Genomic DNA, 16,441 nt, shown 5'->3' on the forward strand with positions numbered 1-16,441 from the left:
GCCTTGTGTGAGGGCTGCGAGACCGCTTCGAGCCTCCCTCTCTCAGCTCGAAAGCTTCAAACTCTAGGTAAGTGCTGAAGCACGAACCTAGAGTGATTCACATTTCGTCTTTTGACGCAGCTGACACAAGGCATTTTTCTCCGGTCCGCTAGTGTTGCTTCTCTTTTGGATACTTGTTTTGTCAAAAAATGAAAGAAATAATCAAATAAAATAGTTTAATGATGTATGCATTAACACTAAAAATAATATACCTAGAAAAGTGTTGAAAACTGATACGAATGTCCGTCATCAATACTAAAAGTTATACAACCGTTTTTATGAACGTTTGTCGGTTAATCGGTTGATAATGGTCTGCTCTTTTGAATGTACCGCCCGTTTCTCAGAGTAAAATGATTTTTTCAACTATTCCTTTTATTTGTTTTTGTGGAGAGAAGGATTATGATGGTGATAGACAGAACAAAGGGGGACGAGTGCATGAAAAAAAGAATGATTGTGTTTGGAGGTACGGGTGTTTTTGGTCAAGCGTTTATTCCACTGGCGCTAGCGCAAGGATATCAAGTGACAAGCGTTTCGCCAAGTGGTACGCCAAAAGAATTTGCGACGTGGCAATCAGAAGTTGAGTGGCGTCGCGCAGACGTTTTAACGTCCACCAAGTGGCATCAGTGGCTTGAAACCGCTGATATCTTAGTCGATGCCATTGGAATTATCCAAGAAAAGCCAAAACAAGCACGCACGTATCAACGTTTTAATGCGGAAACGGCAGAAATATTAGCCAGGGAAGGTAAGAAAGCCGGCGTTTGGGTATTTGTCTATTTATCGGCACAACCGTTTACCACGCTATTTTTAAAAAAATATTTTCAATCAAAAAAAATGGCGGAAGAAAAAATCCAACGGTTCTATCCCAAAGCGATTATTGTTCGTCCTAGTTTGTTAGTCAATAAAACCCGTAAACCAACATCTGTATTTTTGGCGCTGGGTCCGTTCATTCGCTTATTCTTTCCAACTTTTCGTCCAGCGTTGGTAGAGAACGTTGCAAAAGAAGTTCTCCAACAAATTCAAAAGCAAGTACGTGATACGAAATCGTTACACTAAATCATAAAGAAGCCATCCACGCATTTTTGGATGGCTTCTTTTAATCATTTAAATTTCTTAGACGCTTTCATTATTAGCTATTGGCATTTTCTTGCTTTTTGACAAGAGAGGGAGACGTGCCGAAATGTTTCTTGAACGATTTACTAAAGTGGTACGCATCTTCATACCCCACCGCCTTCGCGACTTCTTTGACCGTCAAATCATCAGTCGTGAGGAGCTCATGGGCTTTTTTCAACCGGATTTGAATGAGATAATTAATGGGAGAGACACCCGTTAAATCTTTGAAAATTTTAGATAAATAAGTCGGACTAACATAATAAAGCGTTGCCAACTGTTCAATCGAAATGTCTTTCGCGTAGTTATTTTCCATATACGTCATAATGAGTTGGACGACTTGATGCATCCGATCGTTTTGACTCGCTTGCGTTTCATCAGATAGTCGTTCTTTTTTTTCTAGACTCCGCAAAATTAAAATCATCATTTCCATTACGAGCGCTTTACCCATTAGATTAAAATTCGTCTGTTGCTGATTAAATTCCTCAATCAATTGCCAAGCCTTATCAAAAATTTTTAGCTGACTGTCTTGCATGGAAAGTAACGATTGGGTTGTTGGGAAATGGTTTTGTGCCAAACCGTGTAATTTAAAATTGCGAATGCCGATATGTAGTTGATGTGAGTAGGTATTCAATAATTGCTTCTCGGCATGATCGACACCAGGATTAAATAACAAAATATCCCCGCTACGAACCGTTCGCCATTCATTGTCAATTAAATATAAGGATTCCCCTTGTAAAATAATCGAGATTTCAAAAAAATCATGGTGATGAATCATGTTTTCATTGTCTGGTTGGTTCCAAAGATCAAAAGCATATAAAATTTCTGGTTCAAAACATTGTAAATTCATGGGATCTCCTTAGCATTCTTCAAAAATTTCTTCTGTTCTAATTATACCCTAAACATACGTGAAATTGAGTAAACAACTAAGCATTCGTTAAAAAAAGACATAGAAATTTCCATGCCTTAAGTAAGATATTCCATTCTAATTAAGATTGTAAGTTGTATGATAGGACTAGTAAAAAAGAGAAAGAGGTGTCTTATATGAATAATTTCCAATGGATTTGGCAATATTTACGCAGTTATAAATTCAGAATCGTTATTGCTCTTATTTTTGTCGTTGTCAATTCCTTATTGATTATTATTAATCCGATTTTGACGGGAGAGTTAGTCGATCGCGTCATTAATAAGGGACAAACGGATTTATTAATCCCGTTTTTAGCTATTATGATTGGAGTCCAGTTTATTCGAACGGTCATCCGTTATTCGTACCAAATCATGTTTGAGCGTGTGAGTCAAAATGTGCTCTTTCGCTTAAGGCAAGATATGTATCATAAGCTCCAAACTCTGGATTTTGATTTTTTTAATCATACAAGAGTAGGAGATATTATGGCACGTATGACTGGTGACACGGATGCGATTCGTCATTTTATTTCATGGGTCAGTTATAACGGAATTGAATCCATTTTGTGGTTTATTACGGCTGTCGTGATGATGGGGTTGATTAATGTACGCTTAATGCTAGCGTTGATTGTGATTACACCACTCATTTATATCTTAACGATGAAAATGTCGAAAGAAGCACATCCTGTTTTTTACGAGATTCGCGAAAGTTTTTCTCGTTTGAATTCAATGGTTGAGGAAAATATTGGTGGGAACCGTGTCGTCAAAGCGTTTGCACGAGAACAATTTGAAATTGAAAAGTTTACGTCTTATAACGAAGATTACAAGGAAAAAAATATGGCCTCGGCACAGGTATCGGGCAAGTTCTTACCATGGTTGGATTTATTAGCAGGAAGTTTAACGTTGACAACCCTTGGTCTAGGTGGCTTGTTTGTTGTCAATGGCTCCATGACGTTAGGAGAACTCATCACCTTTAATGGCTTCTTATGGATGTTAAATCAACCAATGCGGATGAGTGGTTGGCTGATTAATGACGTGCAACGTTTCTTTGCCTCTTGTGTAAAAATCCGTCAAATGCTCAATACGAAAGCCGATATTCATGTCGAATTATCAGAAGAAGCAACAAAGGTGAAAGGATTTGTCGAATTTCAACATGTTTCTTTCCAATTTTCCGATGATCCTACGACAGATATTTTAACGGATGTTTCGTTTAAAATTGAACCAGGTCAAACATTAGGTATTTTAGGGGAAACCGGTTCTGGTAAGACGACCCTTGTCAATTTGGTCGCTCGTTTTTATGATCCAACAGAAGGTAGAGTATTGATTGATGGCAAAGATGCGAAACAGTATCCTGTCCGTCAATTGCGCGAAAACATTTCAATGGTCATGCAAGATGTCTTCTTATTTTCTAATACAATTGAAGATAATATTGCCTTTGGAAATCCGTTTATGGAGCCAGAGTACATTCAACGTGTTGCGATGGTTGCGGATGCGCATAGTTTTATTACGAAAATGCCACAAGGGTACGAAACGATTGTCGGCGAACGCGGTGTCGGACTATCCGGTGGACAAAAACAACGAATTTCCTTAGCACGTGCTTTAGCAAAAGATCCAAGTATTTTAATTTTAGATGATACAACGTCGGCAGTTGATATGGAGACGGAATCAAAAATTCAAAAAGAATTGGTTCATTTAACAGGCGAAAAAACCACGTTCATTATCGCTCACCGAATTTCATCAGTTAGAGATGCAGATGTCATTTTAATGATGGAAAAAGGACGGGTAATCGAGCAAGGTAGTCATGAAGAATTGATTAAGAAAAAAGGCTTCTACTATGAAGTTTATCAAAAACAATTAGGGTTAACGAATGGGGAGGTGGAATAAATGGCGCGTAATCGATTTGACGAAGATGAAGAGTTAGTCCAGGAATTTAAGTGGTCGCACTATAAACGAGTAGGAGAATACGTCACGCCTTACAAACCGGCAATCGGTAAGGTCTTAATTGTCATCATCTTAGCGAATATTGCGAGTATGTTGGGTCCTTATTTTATGAAGATTGCGATTGATGACGTCATTCCTCAAAAAAATCTCCAACTACTTGCAATTATTACAGTTGTTTTCTTATTATCGCTGTTCTTTATTGCGTGGTGTATGCGTTATCGGATTTTAGCCATCACAGAAATCGGACAAGATATTTTAAAAGATATGCGTTATTCCATTTTTGAACATTTACAACGCTTACCATTTTCGTATTTTGATAATCGTCCCCATGGGAAAATTTTAATTCGTGTGGTTAATTATATTAATACCTTAAGTGATTTATTGAGTAATGGTCTCATTAATTTAATTTCTGATATTATCAGTGTCATTATCACGTTAGCCTTTATGTTCTTTATCGATGTGAAATTAACGTTGTACAGTCTAATCTTGTTGCCAATTTTATTTGGAATTGTCATGATTATTACGACGAAACAACGCAAAGCGTACCAACATTTAAGTAATAAACAATCCAACTTAAATGCCTATATTCACGAAAGTATTTCAGGGATTAAAATTACCCAATCATTTGCTCGTGAAAAAGAGAATGCCCGCATTTTTGATGAAGTGAGCGATGAATACCGTACCGCTTGGATGAAGGCTGTGAAAATTCAGTTTTTATTATGGCCAGGTGTGCAAAATATCTCGGTCTTAACCACGAGTTTGATTTATTTTATTGGAATACGCCAAATTGGTGTAGATGTTTCAACGGGAACGTTAATTGCCTTTATCGGCTATATTAATAACTTTTGGAATCCTGTCATCAATATCGGGAACTTCTATAATTCCTTAATTACCGCGACGGCTTACTTAGAACGTATTTTTGAAACAATGGATGAAATTCCTGATATTCAAAACGCGCCAAATGCGCAAGTATTACCACCGATTAAAGGGCAAGTCACGTTTGAAAATGTGGTTTTCCGTTATGAAGAAGGAAAGAATATTCTAGATGGCGTGTCATTTGATATTACTCCTGGCGAAACAATTGCGCTCGTTGGACCAACTGGCGCTGGGAAAACAACGATTATTAACTTGTTAAGTCGTTTTTACGATGTGAATGAAGGCAGTGTCAAAGTCGACGGGTTTGATGTGCGAGACGTAACGCTCGAATCGCTACGCACGCAAATGGGTGTCATGCTCCAAGATACGTTTGTTTTCTCAGGAACGATTATGGATAATATTCGTTACGGAAAATTAGACGCAACAGAAGAAGAAATTATCGCAGCAGCGAAAGTTGTACGTGCACATGATTTCATTAAAGAGTTAAAAGACGGGTACAATACGGTCGTTGAAGAACGTGGAAGCACCTTATCAGCCGGCCAACGTCAACTGATTTCGTTTGCCCGCGCGCTACTGGCGGATCCGAAAATCTTAATTTTAGACGAAGCGACTTCAAGTATTGATACGAAAACAGAAGAGCTGTTGCAAGAAGGGCTTCAACAATTATTAAAAGGTAGAACGTCCTTCATTATCGCGCATCGTTTGTCGACCATAAAAAATAGTTCGCAAATTTTCTATATATCCGAAGGGAAGATTGCAGAAGCAGGAACCCACGATGAATTGATTGAACACAAAGGACTGTATCACTACTTGTATCAGTCGCAATATGATTTGGTTCGTGTGAGCTAACCAAAATCAGCTCAAAAGTAAAATCCCCCTCTTACTTTTGAGTTTTTTTGTTATAATAGACATACTATAAAAGAAACGAGGGAATGCATGAATGATGAATGAATTATTGGTTTTACAAAATGGCTCAGATATACGTGGTATTGCGATCGCAACAGAGGAACACCAAGTCGATTTAACCGTTGACGCAGTCCGAAAAATTGCGTCTGGTTTGATTCATTGGCTCACAAGCAACATCTCACTAGAAAAAGGTGAATCGTTAAAGATTGGTGTCGGTCGCGATAGTCGATTAAGTGGAGAAATGTTAGCCAACGCGTTAATTGAATCCTTGGTTGAACAAGGCGTGTCGGTGATTGATTTTGGTTTAGCCACAACGCCAGCCATGTTTATGTGTACCCAGTTTCCTCAGTTTGCTTGTCACGGGGGTGTGATGATTACGGCGAGTCATTTACCTTATTATTTTAACGGACTCAAGATTTTTAGCCCCAAAGGCGGAGCAGAAAAAGAAGATATTCACACGATTTTGACTCAGACCACTCCAAGGGAGACAGTGACCAAAGGAAACGTTGAAACCGCTGATTTAATTACTCCTTATGCCGCAGATTTAGTCGAAAAAGTTCGCCAAGGGATTCCTGGAAAAGTGCAACAACCACTCCAAGGAATGAAAATCATCGTTGATGCGGGGAATGGTGCCGGTGGATTCTTTGCCGAAAAAGTCTTACAACCCTTAGGTGCGGATACTACAGGTTCACAATTTTTAGAACCAGACGGTCATTTTCCAAATCACATTCCAAATCCTGATAACAAAGAAGCGATGGCCAGTATTCAAGCGGCCGTTTTAAATGTGGGCGCTGACTTAGGCGTCATCTTTGATACAGATGTTGATCGCTCAGCCGTAGTGACCAAAAGTGGCAATGTCTTGAATCGAAATAATTTAATCGCCGTCTTAAGTCGCATCGTATTATCCGAATATCCAGGAACAAGTATTGTGACAAATTCACCGACGACCGATCATCTGAAAGCCTTCATCGAAGCATTAGGCGGGAAACAAGTCCGTTATATTTCAGGCTATCGCAATGTCATCAATAAAGCCGTAGCACTGAATCAAGCAGGAGTTGATTGTCAGTTAGCGATTGAAACAAGTGGTCACGCTGCCTTCAAAGAAAATTACTTTTTAGATGATGGCGCCTATGTGATTGCCAAAATTTTAATGTTATTGCCGCAATTAAAAGCAGAAAATCAAACATTAGAACAAATGATTGCCCAATTAAAACAACCGAAAGAAACACAAGAAATACGCTTCAAACTGGAAGTAGCAGATTATCAAACATTAGGGAAACAAGTCATTGCAGACCTCGCTCAAATCGTCATTCCTGGTTGGACAGTTGATCCAGAAAACGAAGAAGGCATACGCTTTAAGTTAAGTGAAGGCTTTGGTTCTGGTTGGTTTTTACTGCGAATGAGTTTACACGAACCGCTATTAGTCTTACAAATTGAAAATGACGAAGAAGGCAACATTTTCAAAGTAATTGAGAAGTTGCATCCATTTTTGAATCAATATCCTGCCGTCAATCAAACCAATCTTTTATCATTCAAATAATTAACCAAAAAGTGCCTGAGAAAAGAACTAAATTCTTTGGCACTTTTTCAGATTTTGATGGTGCTTTTCAAGGTATTTTGGTAAAGTAAGGAAGGTATTATCAGCAATCATAAAAAATTGATTTATGAATGAGTGGTCACAAGGAATCATGGATTCCTTCGAAAGGAGAAAAAGATGGATGTTTTTCGTAAGAAACCCATAAAAAAAGCGTCGCTAGGTTATATGAAGCGAAATTTAAAGTTAAAGGATTTAATTTTATTAGGAATCGGTGCCGTCATTGGAACGGGGATTTTTGTGGTGACGGGTTCTGCCGCAGCCGACTATGCTGGACCAGCTGCGATGTTATCATTTTTAGTCGCCGCTTTTGTCGTGATCTTAAGTGGGTTTTCATTTGCAGAGTTTGCCTCCCGCGTCCCAATAACAGGTGGGCCATATAGTTATATGTATGTCGTATTCGGAGAATTAAGTGGCTGGATGGCCGGTTGGTTCTTAATTTGTGAGTATTTGTTGGCAGTCTCTTCCGTTGCTTCGGGCTGGTCTTCTTATGTGCAAGGATTTTTGGCAAGTTTAGGAATTACCTTGCCGAAAGCTTTAACAGCAGGCTATAACGCGAAAGAAGGCACGTATATTGATTTGATTGCGGCGCTTGTTGTCGTATTTATCACTGTTTGGGTCACGCAAGAAGCGAAAAAAGCGCTACGCTTAAATAATTTAATGGTCTGGGTAAAGTTTTCTTTAATTGCCTTATTCATTGTCGTGGGCGTCTTTTTCATTGAGCCTAGCAATTGGAAACCCTATATGCCATTTGGTTTTTCCGGCGTCTTTGATGGTGCTGCACTGGTGTTCTTTGCTTTCTTAGGTTTTGACGCAATCGCCTTGGCAGCAGAAGAAGTTGAAAATCCTCAAAAAGATATTCCAAGAGGGATTATCGGTTCGATTGCCATCGCAACCGTCTTGTATGTGATTGTGACTTTGATTTTAACTGGGATGGTCCCTTACACGGAATTGGGCGTCGGTGATCCCGTCGCATTTGCACTTCGTTACGTAAAATTGGATATGATTGGTTCAGTTATTTCTATTGGAGCCATTTTAACCTTATTAACCGTCACCATTTCGATGTTGTATTCGCTTGTTCGTTTGATTTATGCGATTAGTCAAGACGGGTTATTGCCCGCTTTCTTACAAAAGATCGATCAAAAACATCGGACGCCCGTTCGTGCAACGTATGTAGCAGGTGGCATTGCGTTATTCTTTGCGGCGGCCTTTCCGCTAGCCATTTTAGCAGAGTTAACCAATATCACAGCCTTAGCCTGTTTGATTATGATGTCTCTAGGAATCTTGCGTTTACGCAAAACGATGGGACAACCCAAAAAAGGGGAATATAAAGTACCATTTGTGCCCGTTTTACCATGGTTAAGTGTCCTTGCGTGTGCCTTTTTAATGAGTCGCTTGCAACAAGCAACATGGACTGTCTTCATCATTACCATTGTGCTAGGCTTGGCAATCTATTTCTTTTACGGTTACCAACATAGTCATTTAGCGAAAAAAGAAAAATAATTTTTCATGTCTGAAAGTAGAACAACCTTGATAAATTCTCTATAATCATGCCAAAAAACTCAGAAGTCTTTTTGACTCCTGAGTTTTTCTTATTGTGTTAAATCAAGTAATTTTTGTTTTAAATCTTCTTCCATGTGACCGAGTTCAATCTCAGCGGCATGACGTTTTTCTTTTCCTTCTTGCTGGATACGTAATGTTTCTTGGATCGTTTCAATCAAGTCATTTTGAGTTTGTTGTAACGTTTCGACGTCAACAATGCCACGCTCATTTTCGCGGGCTGTTTCAATCGCAGAGACTTTTAGCAATTCGGAATTTTTCTTTAATAAGTCATTTGTGGTTTCAGCAACTTGACGTTGAGCAGTGACCGCATCTTTTTGACGAAGCAATGTCAAGGCGATGGCTACTTGGTTTTTCCATAATGGAATCGCCGTATGGATAGAAGCTTGTATTTTTTCTGCTAGTGCTTGATTCGTATTTTGAATTAAACGAATTTGTGGCGCTTGTTGAATCGTAATTTGGCGCGTCAAACGTAAATCGTGCGTTCGTTTGTCTAAGCGATCTAAGAATTGAGTGTAGTCGTTGACAATTTGGACGTCCATTTGATCGCCTGTTTCTTCCGCTTTTTTCATAGCTGCCGGAATAATGTCGTTTTGCAATTCTTCCATTTTTAACTCGCCAGCAGCAATATAAATGTTTAAGGCATCAAAGTAATCTTTATTTTTTTGATAGAGTTGTTCTAAAAGAAGGTTATCTTTTAATAAGCCTTCTTTTTCTTTGTCCAATTTAATGGCAACTTTATCAATTTGAGCGCCAATCTTTTGGTATTTCGCCGTTACTTCGAAAATGGATTGTTTCACTTTCCCAAACATCCGTTTAAAAACATTGCCCTCGCCGGCGCGTAAGTCATCCGGATTGGCTTCTTGCAAGCGATACATTAGTTCCGTGAGGGAATCCCCAACCGGTCCGATGTCGGAAGCTTGCACGTGATTTAACATCGATTGAGAGAATTCACTGAGTTTAGTTTGAGCCGCTGATCCGTAAGTAATCACAGCTTGTTGATCATTAGAATCGATTTTAGAAGCTAATTCTCGGGCTTGTTGTTGTCTTTCAGTCGATAATCGGTCCATCATGCGAGGAGCTGTTTGTTGCTGTTGTAATTCATTTAATTCGGTTTGTTGATTCACAGTCAGATTATCCGTATTTGTTTCAAAGGGATTATTTAATAAATCATCCAAAGTATCAGATACGTTTGTAGCAGGTTCATTAGTTGTCATTGAAAATCCTCCTTTAATTCAGTGAGTCATAAAAAAGAACCGGAATGTTCCTCCAGCTCTTCCAAGATTATTTTTGTGAGTCTGTTTGGTTATACGTATTATCTCTTTTTAAGCTCTGTTTGGCAATCGATAACTCAATATCCAATTCTTCTAAATCGTCTGAAACAAATTGTTGGTAATCCGAAGTAATTAACGAAGCAAGTTGATCAATGATTTGGATGCTTTCTTCCATTTTTTCATACGTTTCACGACTTTTTACTTCATGGTTATTAATTTCGATATATTTATTTGTTAAATCAACCATATTCGGTAAATGAGTATATAAAAAATGATTGGCTTCGTGGAGTCGTGTCGGTTCTTTGACAAGCGCTTTGAACAACCCTTTGGCTGCGCGTAACGTATCATGTCGTAAATCAATTGCTTTTAATTTGGTGTTGACATGAATGTTTTGTTGCAATTGATCAATTTGTTGTTTTGCTTGATTGAGTGTTTCACGAAAAAGGGTAATTTCGCGTGGACTCATCCCACTAGCTAAATAGGCTTCTTCGCGTTTTTTTGTGAGCGACGGGAGAGCTTCTTGTGGTGATTCTTTTGCTTTAGAGCGAAAAGCAAAAACTAACAATGCAACCCCTAAAAGAAAAAGAACAAGATTTCCCGAATTTTGGAAGCCTGTAGCACTAAAGATTACGAGGAGTATCAAGCTGATGGCCAGAATCTTCCCGTATGAATTTTTTTTCATTGATTACGCCTCCTATATTCCTATAAAATAAACCAGTGTTGATTACACTATTCATTTTATCATGTTCTATTTAATAAAAATATACGACTTGGGATTGATTTTGATAATTTAGGAATTTTATAAACAATTGTGTGTTAAAATATGAAGAAATAGGGATTAGGAAGGGGCATCAGACTCAATGCTGGGTTACGAGGATTTTGAAGAAAAAACCATTGCGCGCAAAGAAATTTTTAAGGGTAACATTATCGACGTTTATTTAGATGATGTCGCGTTGCCTCAAGGCGGTACCTCACAAAGAGAACTCGTTTTTCATCCTGGTGGCGTAGGGATTTTAGCCATTACACCTGACAATAAAATTGTTTTAGTCAAACAATTTCGTAAACCGTTAGAAAAAGTTATTTTAGAAATTCCTGCGGGGAAGATTGAACAAGGAGAAGGCCATACGCCTCTTCAAACGGGGATGCGCGAATTAGAAGAAGAAACTGGCTATCAGGCGACGGCATTCGAACACTTGACGTCCATGTATTTGTCGCCAGGATTTTCGGATGAGCTACTACACGTGTATCATGCCAAAAACTTAACAAAAGTGGATGAGCCATTACCGCAAGATGAAGACGAAGTATTAGAGATTTTCGAGTTGACTTTAGAAGAAGCAAAAGCAAAAATGGCGACCCAAGAAATTTGTGATGCAAAAACGATTTTCGCTATCCAATATTGGGAATTATTAATAAGCAAAGAAAGGGATTAATATGGCAAAAGGACCATTAGTGACACGCTCTGAGTTAAGAAAGCGCAAAATAGAGTCACCATCAGAGCAAACAAAAGAACAAAAGCAAGCGCAAAGAGACTATCAACAAGAAGAAAAAAAAATAAACAATTATTATCGGAAACAAGCGAAACAACAATCAACTATTCAGAAAACGCGTACGGGTGAAAAAGAAAAATCACGACGTATGAATCATTTCTTGATGAAGTGGATTCTGATTGTGACCGTCTTACTTATACTTGTCTTGTTAATGGTATTTTTCTTATGATTGCTAGAATAAACAGAATGGAGTATCAACAATGAAGATTGGAATTATTGGCGCGATGGCTCAAGAAGTGACGTTATTGCGAGAACATTTAGAAAACCAAACTACTTGGCAAAAAGCAGGAGCGACATTTTACCAAGGAACAATCGGGAAGCATGAAGTCATCGTCGTACAGTCTGGAATTGGGAAAGTATTAGCTTCGATTACAACAAGCTTGTTGATTCAACAATACGGTGTAGCATTAGTGATTAACACCGGTTCTGCAGGAGGAATTGGTGCTGGTCTAGCGGTGGGAGATCTCGTGATTGCGGATAAATTAGCGTATCATGACGTCGATGCAACCGTTTTTGGGTACCGATATGGCCAAGTCCCAGGTGGCATGCCTCTTTATTATGAAACAAATCACGCCTTTGCTACTTTGATGAGTCAAGCAGCCAAAGAAACCAAGCATCAAGTGAAATCGGGCTTAATTGTCACAGGCGATAGTTTTATTGCCGATCCAACAAAATTAGCCACGATTTTAAGTCATTTCCCAGAAGCGTTAGCATGTGAAATGGAAGGCGCAGCGATTGCCCAAACCGCCTTTCAATTTGATGTCCCTTGTCTCGTTGTCCGGGCGATGAGTGATACTGCCGATCATGATGCCACCGTCAGTTTTGATGAATTTATCGAGTTAGCAGGGAAACGTTCAGCCGAAATGGTGTTACATTTTATCAACTTATGTGAATAGGAGTGGGAAAATGAAAGCTTTACTATCGATTGATTATACGTGGGATTTTGTTGCAACAGAAGGTGCTTTAACAACTGCAGAAGAAGGTCAAAAAATTGAAACAGCCCTTGTTCAAGTCACGAAAGAATTTATTGAAGCCGGTGATTTCGTCGTTTTTGCCATTGATCGACATGAAAAAGAAGATGCGTTCCATCCTGAAAACAAGCTATTTCCTCCGCATAATTTAGCGGGAACAACGGGTCGCGAACTTTTTGGTTCATTAGCGCCTATTTATGAGCAATACAAAGAAAAAACGAATGTCTACTGGATTGACAAGCGTCACTACTCAGCATTTAGTGGTACCGACTTGGATATTCGCTTAAGAGAACGTCACATTACGGACCTGTACTTGACAGGTGTTTGTACCGATATTTGTGTCTTACACACCGCCATTGATGCGTATAATTTAGGATATCGTCTGTTTATTGTTGAAAACAGTGTCGCAAGTTTTGATCCCGTTGGTCATGAGTGGGCTTTACGACACTTTAGTGGAGCGTTAGGCGCAACGATTGTGTAAAGGAGCGAAAAAAATGGAAAAAGAGATTTGGCATGGCTTACCCGAAGAACGATTTAAAGCATATCGCAATTGGCGCACGCCAAGAGGCTATTTATGCGGGACGTATGCAGCGAGTGTCCTCTTGGCTTATTATCAGGACTATGTTGATGAGCAGATGATTCCAAGTTTTATTCGTCAAAAAAAGGCAACAGATGGGGCAACACTTGCCGCTTTCTTGCAATTGTTTATTCAACGATATGGCATGCCGACGATTGCTTTTCAAGTAGCGCATGGCGTCTCGAGTTTTTTAGGACGTTATCAGCAAAACGTTCGGGCAAGAGCGACTATGATTGGGGGATGGCAACGAGCGGTTAAGCGGATTGACCAAGGAAAACCTGTGATCATTGGGTTGAATAAATTATGTGGTAGTACGTACGGTAATCACTGGGTTGTGGCTTATGCCTATAAAGAAACCGCGATGGGCGAACGCTATTTTAAAGTTCATGATAATTGGGGAAGTTATTGTGCGGTGATTCCTGCAAAATGGGTCAACGGGACTGTCTCTTTACCTTGAATTGTAACCACAATTAGTGATAGAATGGCAATGGAGTATGTGACTAAACAACAAACAAGCGGAGGGTCTTATGAGTAATCAATACCAAGATGAGTCAGTCAAAATTTTTAGTTTAAATGGTAATTTGCCATTAGCAGAAAAAATTGCGAGTGCTTTTGGAAAAAAATTAGGTAAATCTGTCGTGAAAACTTTTGCCGATGGTGAGATTTCAATCAACATTGAAGAAAGTGTACGTGGTATCAATACTTATATCATTCAAGCAACGAACGAACCAGTCAACAACGCATACATGGAATTATTAATTATGATCGATGCCATGAAACGTGCGAGTGCTAAAACAGTGAACGTCGTTTTACCGTACTATGCTTATTCTCGTCAAGACCGTACAGCGAAACCTCATGAACCAATTAGTGCCAAATTAATTGCGAACATGCTCGTTGAAGCCGGTGCGACAAGAGTGTTAACGCTCGACTTACACACGGTTCAAGTCCAAGGATTTTTTGATATCCCTGTCGATAATTTATTTACCATGCCTTTATTTGCCCATTATTACAAAGAAAAAGGGATGGAAGGAGATGACTATGTCGTTGTCTCACCGAAAAATAGTGGCGTGCAACGAACACGTAGTTTAGCCGAATATTTAAATACGACATTGGCCATTGTCGATCAAGACGAAGCATTAGAAGAAGGCTACGTCATTGGTAACGTCGTCGGTAAAAAATGTATCATGGTCGATGATATGTTGAATACAGGCGAAACGTTTGCGACAGCTGCTCGTTTATTAATGGAAGCTGGCGCCAAAGAAGTCTATGCTTGTGCTTCTCACGCACTGCTTTCACCACCAGCGAAAAAAACGCTTGAAGAAGCCGCAATCGTTGATATTTGTGTGACAGACTCTTGCTTCACAGAAGATGATCGTCACCCAAGCAATATGACATACATCACTTGTTCAGCGTTAATGGGTGAAGCCATGAAACGCATCCATGAAAACACACCAATGAGCCCACTGTTTCATTTAGAACCAAAAAGTTATATGTAAGATAAGAGGTTATTCATAAAGCGCCTAACTGCGAGTGATAAGGCAAAATCTTTCAAAAGTGTTTTTTACTTTTGGTAAGATTAAGACATATCACCGAGACACTGCTTGCTTTATGCCGTTTCAGATTACAGAGGCCATAAATGAAGCGTCTAGTGACGAGTGATAAGACAAAATCTTTCAAAAGTGTTTTTTACTTTTGGCAAGATTAGACTTATCACCGAGACACTGCTTGCTTTATGCCGTTTCAGATTACAGAGGCCATAAAAGAAGCGTTTAGTGACGAGTGATAAGGCAGAATCTTTCAAAAGTTTTTTTTACTTTTGACCAGATTAAGACTTATCACCGAGACACTGCTTGTTTTATGCCGTTTCAACCAATAAAAACGTGACACTTTCGCTAATGAAGGGTCACGTTTTTTCACCATATTTAGTATTTTTAGGAGGAAAATTATGCCTTATTTTGATCATGCTGCAACAACACCAATTCGTCCAGAAGTCATCTCAGAAATGACTACGATTTTGGAACAAGTGTATGGCAATCCTTCCAGTATTCATCGCAATGGACGGACAGCGCACGAAACATTAGAAAAATCCCGACAAACCATTGCCCGTCAGTTGCAAGTCAAAGCGAACGAAATCGTTTTTACTAGCGGAGGAACGGAAGGCGATAACATGGCAATCATTGGAACGGCCTTCGCGCGCCAACACGAAGGAAAACATCTGATTACAACGAATGTCGAACATCCTGCCGTTTTAAATACGATGAACTATTTAGAAAGCCAAGGTTTTGAAGTTACCTATTTACCTGTGAATAAGGTCGGACAAATTACTCCGCAACAACTAAAAAAAGCGCTCAGAGCAGACACTATTTTAGTCTCCGTGATGTATGCTAATAACGAGACGGGTGTGATTTTTCCCATCGAAGAAATAGGAGAAATATTAGCCGACTATCCGGCAACGTTTCATACAGACGCGGTACAAGTTTATGGGAAAATCCCATTAAATCCGAAAGCCGCGAATATTGATTTACTAAGCATTTCTGCCCATAAAATTAATGGCCCAAAAGGTGTTGGTTTTTTATACCAAAAAGAAGGCGTAAAATTAGCCAAAATTCTCCATGGTGGATCCCAAGAAGAAAAACGGCGGGCAGGAACTGAAAACTTAGCAGGGATTGTCGGAATGGCTTCGGCAATTGATTTCTTAACGGAAGAACAGCAACAAATCAACTGGGAAGTCTACCAACAGTTTCATACTTATTTATTGGAACGGTTGAACCAAGAAGGCATCCAGTTTGAAGTGAATGGCGATGTGGAACATCACCTCCCTCATATTTTAAATTTGCGCTTTTTTGGTGTTCCAAGTAACTTACTCTTAATGCACCTTGATTTACAAGGAATCGCCATTTCAACCGGATCGGCATGTAGTGCAGGCGATGTCGAGCCGTCGCATGTATTAGAAGCGATGTATGGCAAGGATCATCAAAGCCTAAAAGAGTCCATCCGGATAAGCTTTGGTTATCGCAATACGCAAGACGAAGTTGTGATGCTAGCAGATACCCTGATTGCAACGGTAAAACGGTTGAAAAAAGATTCAAGCGAGTAAACCATTAGTGAAATAAATTGATTCGAAGAGACTAGTAAAAAGCAACAGA

At 39.3% G+C, this 16,441-nt stretch carries 15 protein-coding genes; 12 read left to right on the forward strand and 3 right to left on the reverse strand.

What is annotated here, in order from left to right:
* Positions 1-474: 474 nt before the first annotated feature.
* Positions 475-1,092: an SDR family oxidoreductase gene (locus RU93_RS04620; RefSeq protein WP_071874439.1), complete on the forward strand. Its 618-nt coding sequence runs from the start codon at positions 475-477 to the stop codon at positions 1,090-1,092.
* Positions 1,093-1,165: 73 nt separating this feature from the next.
* On the opposite strand, the gene RU93_RS04625 is transcribed toward RU93_RS04620, so the two are convergent.
* On the reverse strand, positions 1,166-1,996 hold the full coding sequence (locus RU93_RS04625) for a helix-turn-helix transcriptional regulator (RefSeq protein WP_071874440.1): 831 nt from the start codon (positions 1,994-1,996) through the stop codon (positions 1,166-1,168).
* A gap of 194 nt (positions 1,997-2,190) precedes the next feature.
* Between RU93_RS04625 and RU93_RS04630 the strand changes: the two genes are divergently transcribed.
* The 4 genes from RU93_RS04630 (at position 2,191) to RU93_RS04645 (ending at position 8,869) form a co-directional block, all read left to right on the forward strand.
* A complete protein-coding gene (locus RU93_RS04630) occupies positions 2,191-3,933 on the forward strand; it encodes an ABC transporter ATP-binding protein (protein WP_071874441.1) in 1,743 nt (580 codons plus the stop codon).
* Positions 3,934-5,715, forward strand: a complete 1,782-nt coding sequence (locus tag RU93_RS04635; RefSeq protein ID WP_071874442.1) for an ABC transporter ATP-binding protein — start codon at positions 3,934-3,936, stop codon at positions 5,713-5,715. It begins immediately after the preceding gene.
* Positions 5,716-5,809: 94 nt separating this feature from the next.
* Complete coding sequence (locus RU93_RS04640) at positions 5,810-7,312, forward strand: phosphohexomutase domain-containing protein (protein ID WP_071874499.1); 1,503 nt, start codon at positions 5,810-5,812, stop codon at positions 7,310-7,312.
* A 174-nt stretch (positions 7,313-7,486) separates the two neighbouring features.
* Positions 7,487-8,869 carry an amino acid permease gene (locus RU93_RS04645; RefSeq protein WP_071874443.1) on the forward strand — a complete coding sequence of 461 codons (1,383 nt, stop codon included), beginning with the start codon at positions 7,487-7,489 and terminating at the stop codon, positions 8,867-8,869.
* 89 nt (positions 8,870-8,958) lie between these two features.
* Here RU93_RS04645 and RU93_RS04650 read toward each other — a convergent pair whose 3' ends face one another.
* Together RU93_RS04650 and RU93_RS04655 are read right to left on the reverse strand one after the other, a co-directional pair.
* A complete protein-coding gene (locus RU93_RS04650) occupies positions 8,959-10,143 on the reverse strand; it encodes a toxic anion resistance protein (protein WP_071874444.1) in 1,185 nt (394 codons plus the stop codon).
* 67 nt (positions 10,144-10,210) lie between these two features.
* On the reverse strand, positions 10,211-10,882 hold the full coding sequence (locus RU93_RS04655; protein WP_071874445.1) for a 5-bromo-4-chloroindolyl phosphate hydrolysis family protein: 672 nt from the start codon (positions 10,880-10,882) through the stop codon (positions 10,211-10,213).
* 178 nt (positions 10,883-11,060) lie between these two features.
* Here RU93_RS04655 and RU93_RS04660 point away from each other — a divergent pair, with 178 nt between their 5' ends.
* The 7 genes from RU93_RS04660 to RU93_RS04690 all read left to right on the forward strand — a co-directional run bounded on the left by RU93_RS04660 (position 11,061) and on the right by RU93_RS04690 (position 16,392).
* Positions 11,061-11,630 carry an NUDIX hydrolase gene (locus tag RU93_RS04660; RefSeq protein WP_071874446.1) on the forward strand — a complete coding sequence of 190 codons (570 nt, stop codon included), beginning with the start codon at positions 11,061-11,063 and terminating at the stop codon, positions 11,628-11,630.
* A gap of 1 nt (position 11,631) precedes the next feature.
* Positions 11,632-11,916: a cell wall synthase accessory phosphoprotein MacP gene (gene macP, locus RU93_RS04665; RefSeq protein ID WP_071874447.1), complete on the forward strand. Its 285-nt coding sequence runs from the start codon at positions 11,632-11,634 to the stop codon at positions 11,914-11,916.
* A gap of 31 nt (positions 11,917-11,947) precedes the next feature.
* Positions 11,948-12,643 carry a 5'-methylthioadenosine/adenosylhomocysteine nucleosidase gene (locus RU93_RS04670; protein WP_071874448.1) on the forward strand — a complete coding sequence of 232 codons (696 nt, stop codon included), beginning with the start codon at positions 11,948-11,950 and terminating at the stop codon, positions 12,641-12,643.
* Positions 12,644-12,653: 10 nt separating this feature from the next.
* Positions 12,654-13,199, forward strand: a complete 546-nt coding sequence (locus tag RU93_RS04675) for a cysteine hydrolase family protein (RefSeq protein WP_071874449.1) — start codon at positions 12,654-12,656, stop codon at positions 13,197-13,199.
* A gap of 13 nt (positions 13,200-13,212) precedes the next feature.
* Positions 13,213-13,752, forward strand: coding sequence for a C39 family peptidase (locus tag RU93_RS04680; RefSeq protein ID WP_071874450.1), 540 nt, complete (start codon positions 13,213-13,215; stop codon positions 13,750-13,752).
* A gap of 70 nt (positions 13,753-13,822) precedes the next feature.
* The gene (locus tag RU93_RS04685) at positions 13,823-14,791 is read left to right on the forward strand and encodes a ribose-phosphate diphosphokinase (RefSeq protein ID WP_071874451.1); all 969 of its coding nucleotides are present in this window, start codon (positions 13,823-13,825) and stop codon (positions 14,789-14,791) included.
* A 449-nt stretch (positions 14,792-15,240) separates the two neighbouring features.
* Positions 15,241-16,392, forward strand: coding sequence for a cysteine desulfurase family protein (locus tag RU93_RS04690; protein ID WP_071874452.1), 1,152 nt, complete (start codon positions 15,241-15,243; stop codon positions 16,390-16,392).
* Positions 16,393-16,441 lie beyond the last annotated feature (49 nt).

The organism is Enterococcus aquimarinus (genome assembly GCF_001885765.1).
In the GTDB taxonomy this organism is placed as follows: domain Bacteria; phylum Bacillota; class Bacilli; order Lactobacillales; family Enterococcaceae; genus Enterococcus_I; species Enterococcus_I aquimarinus.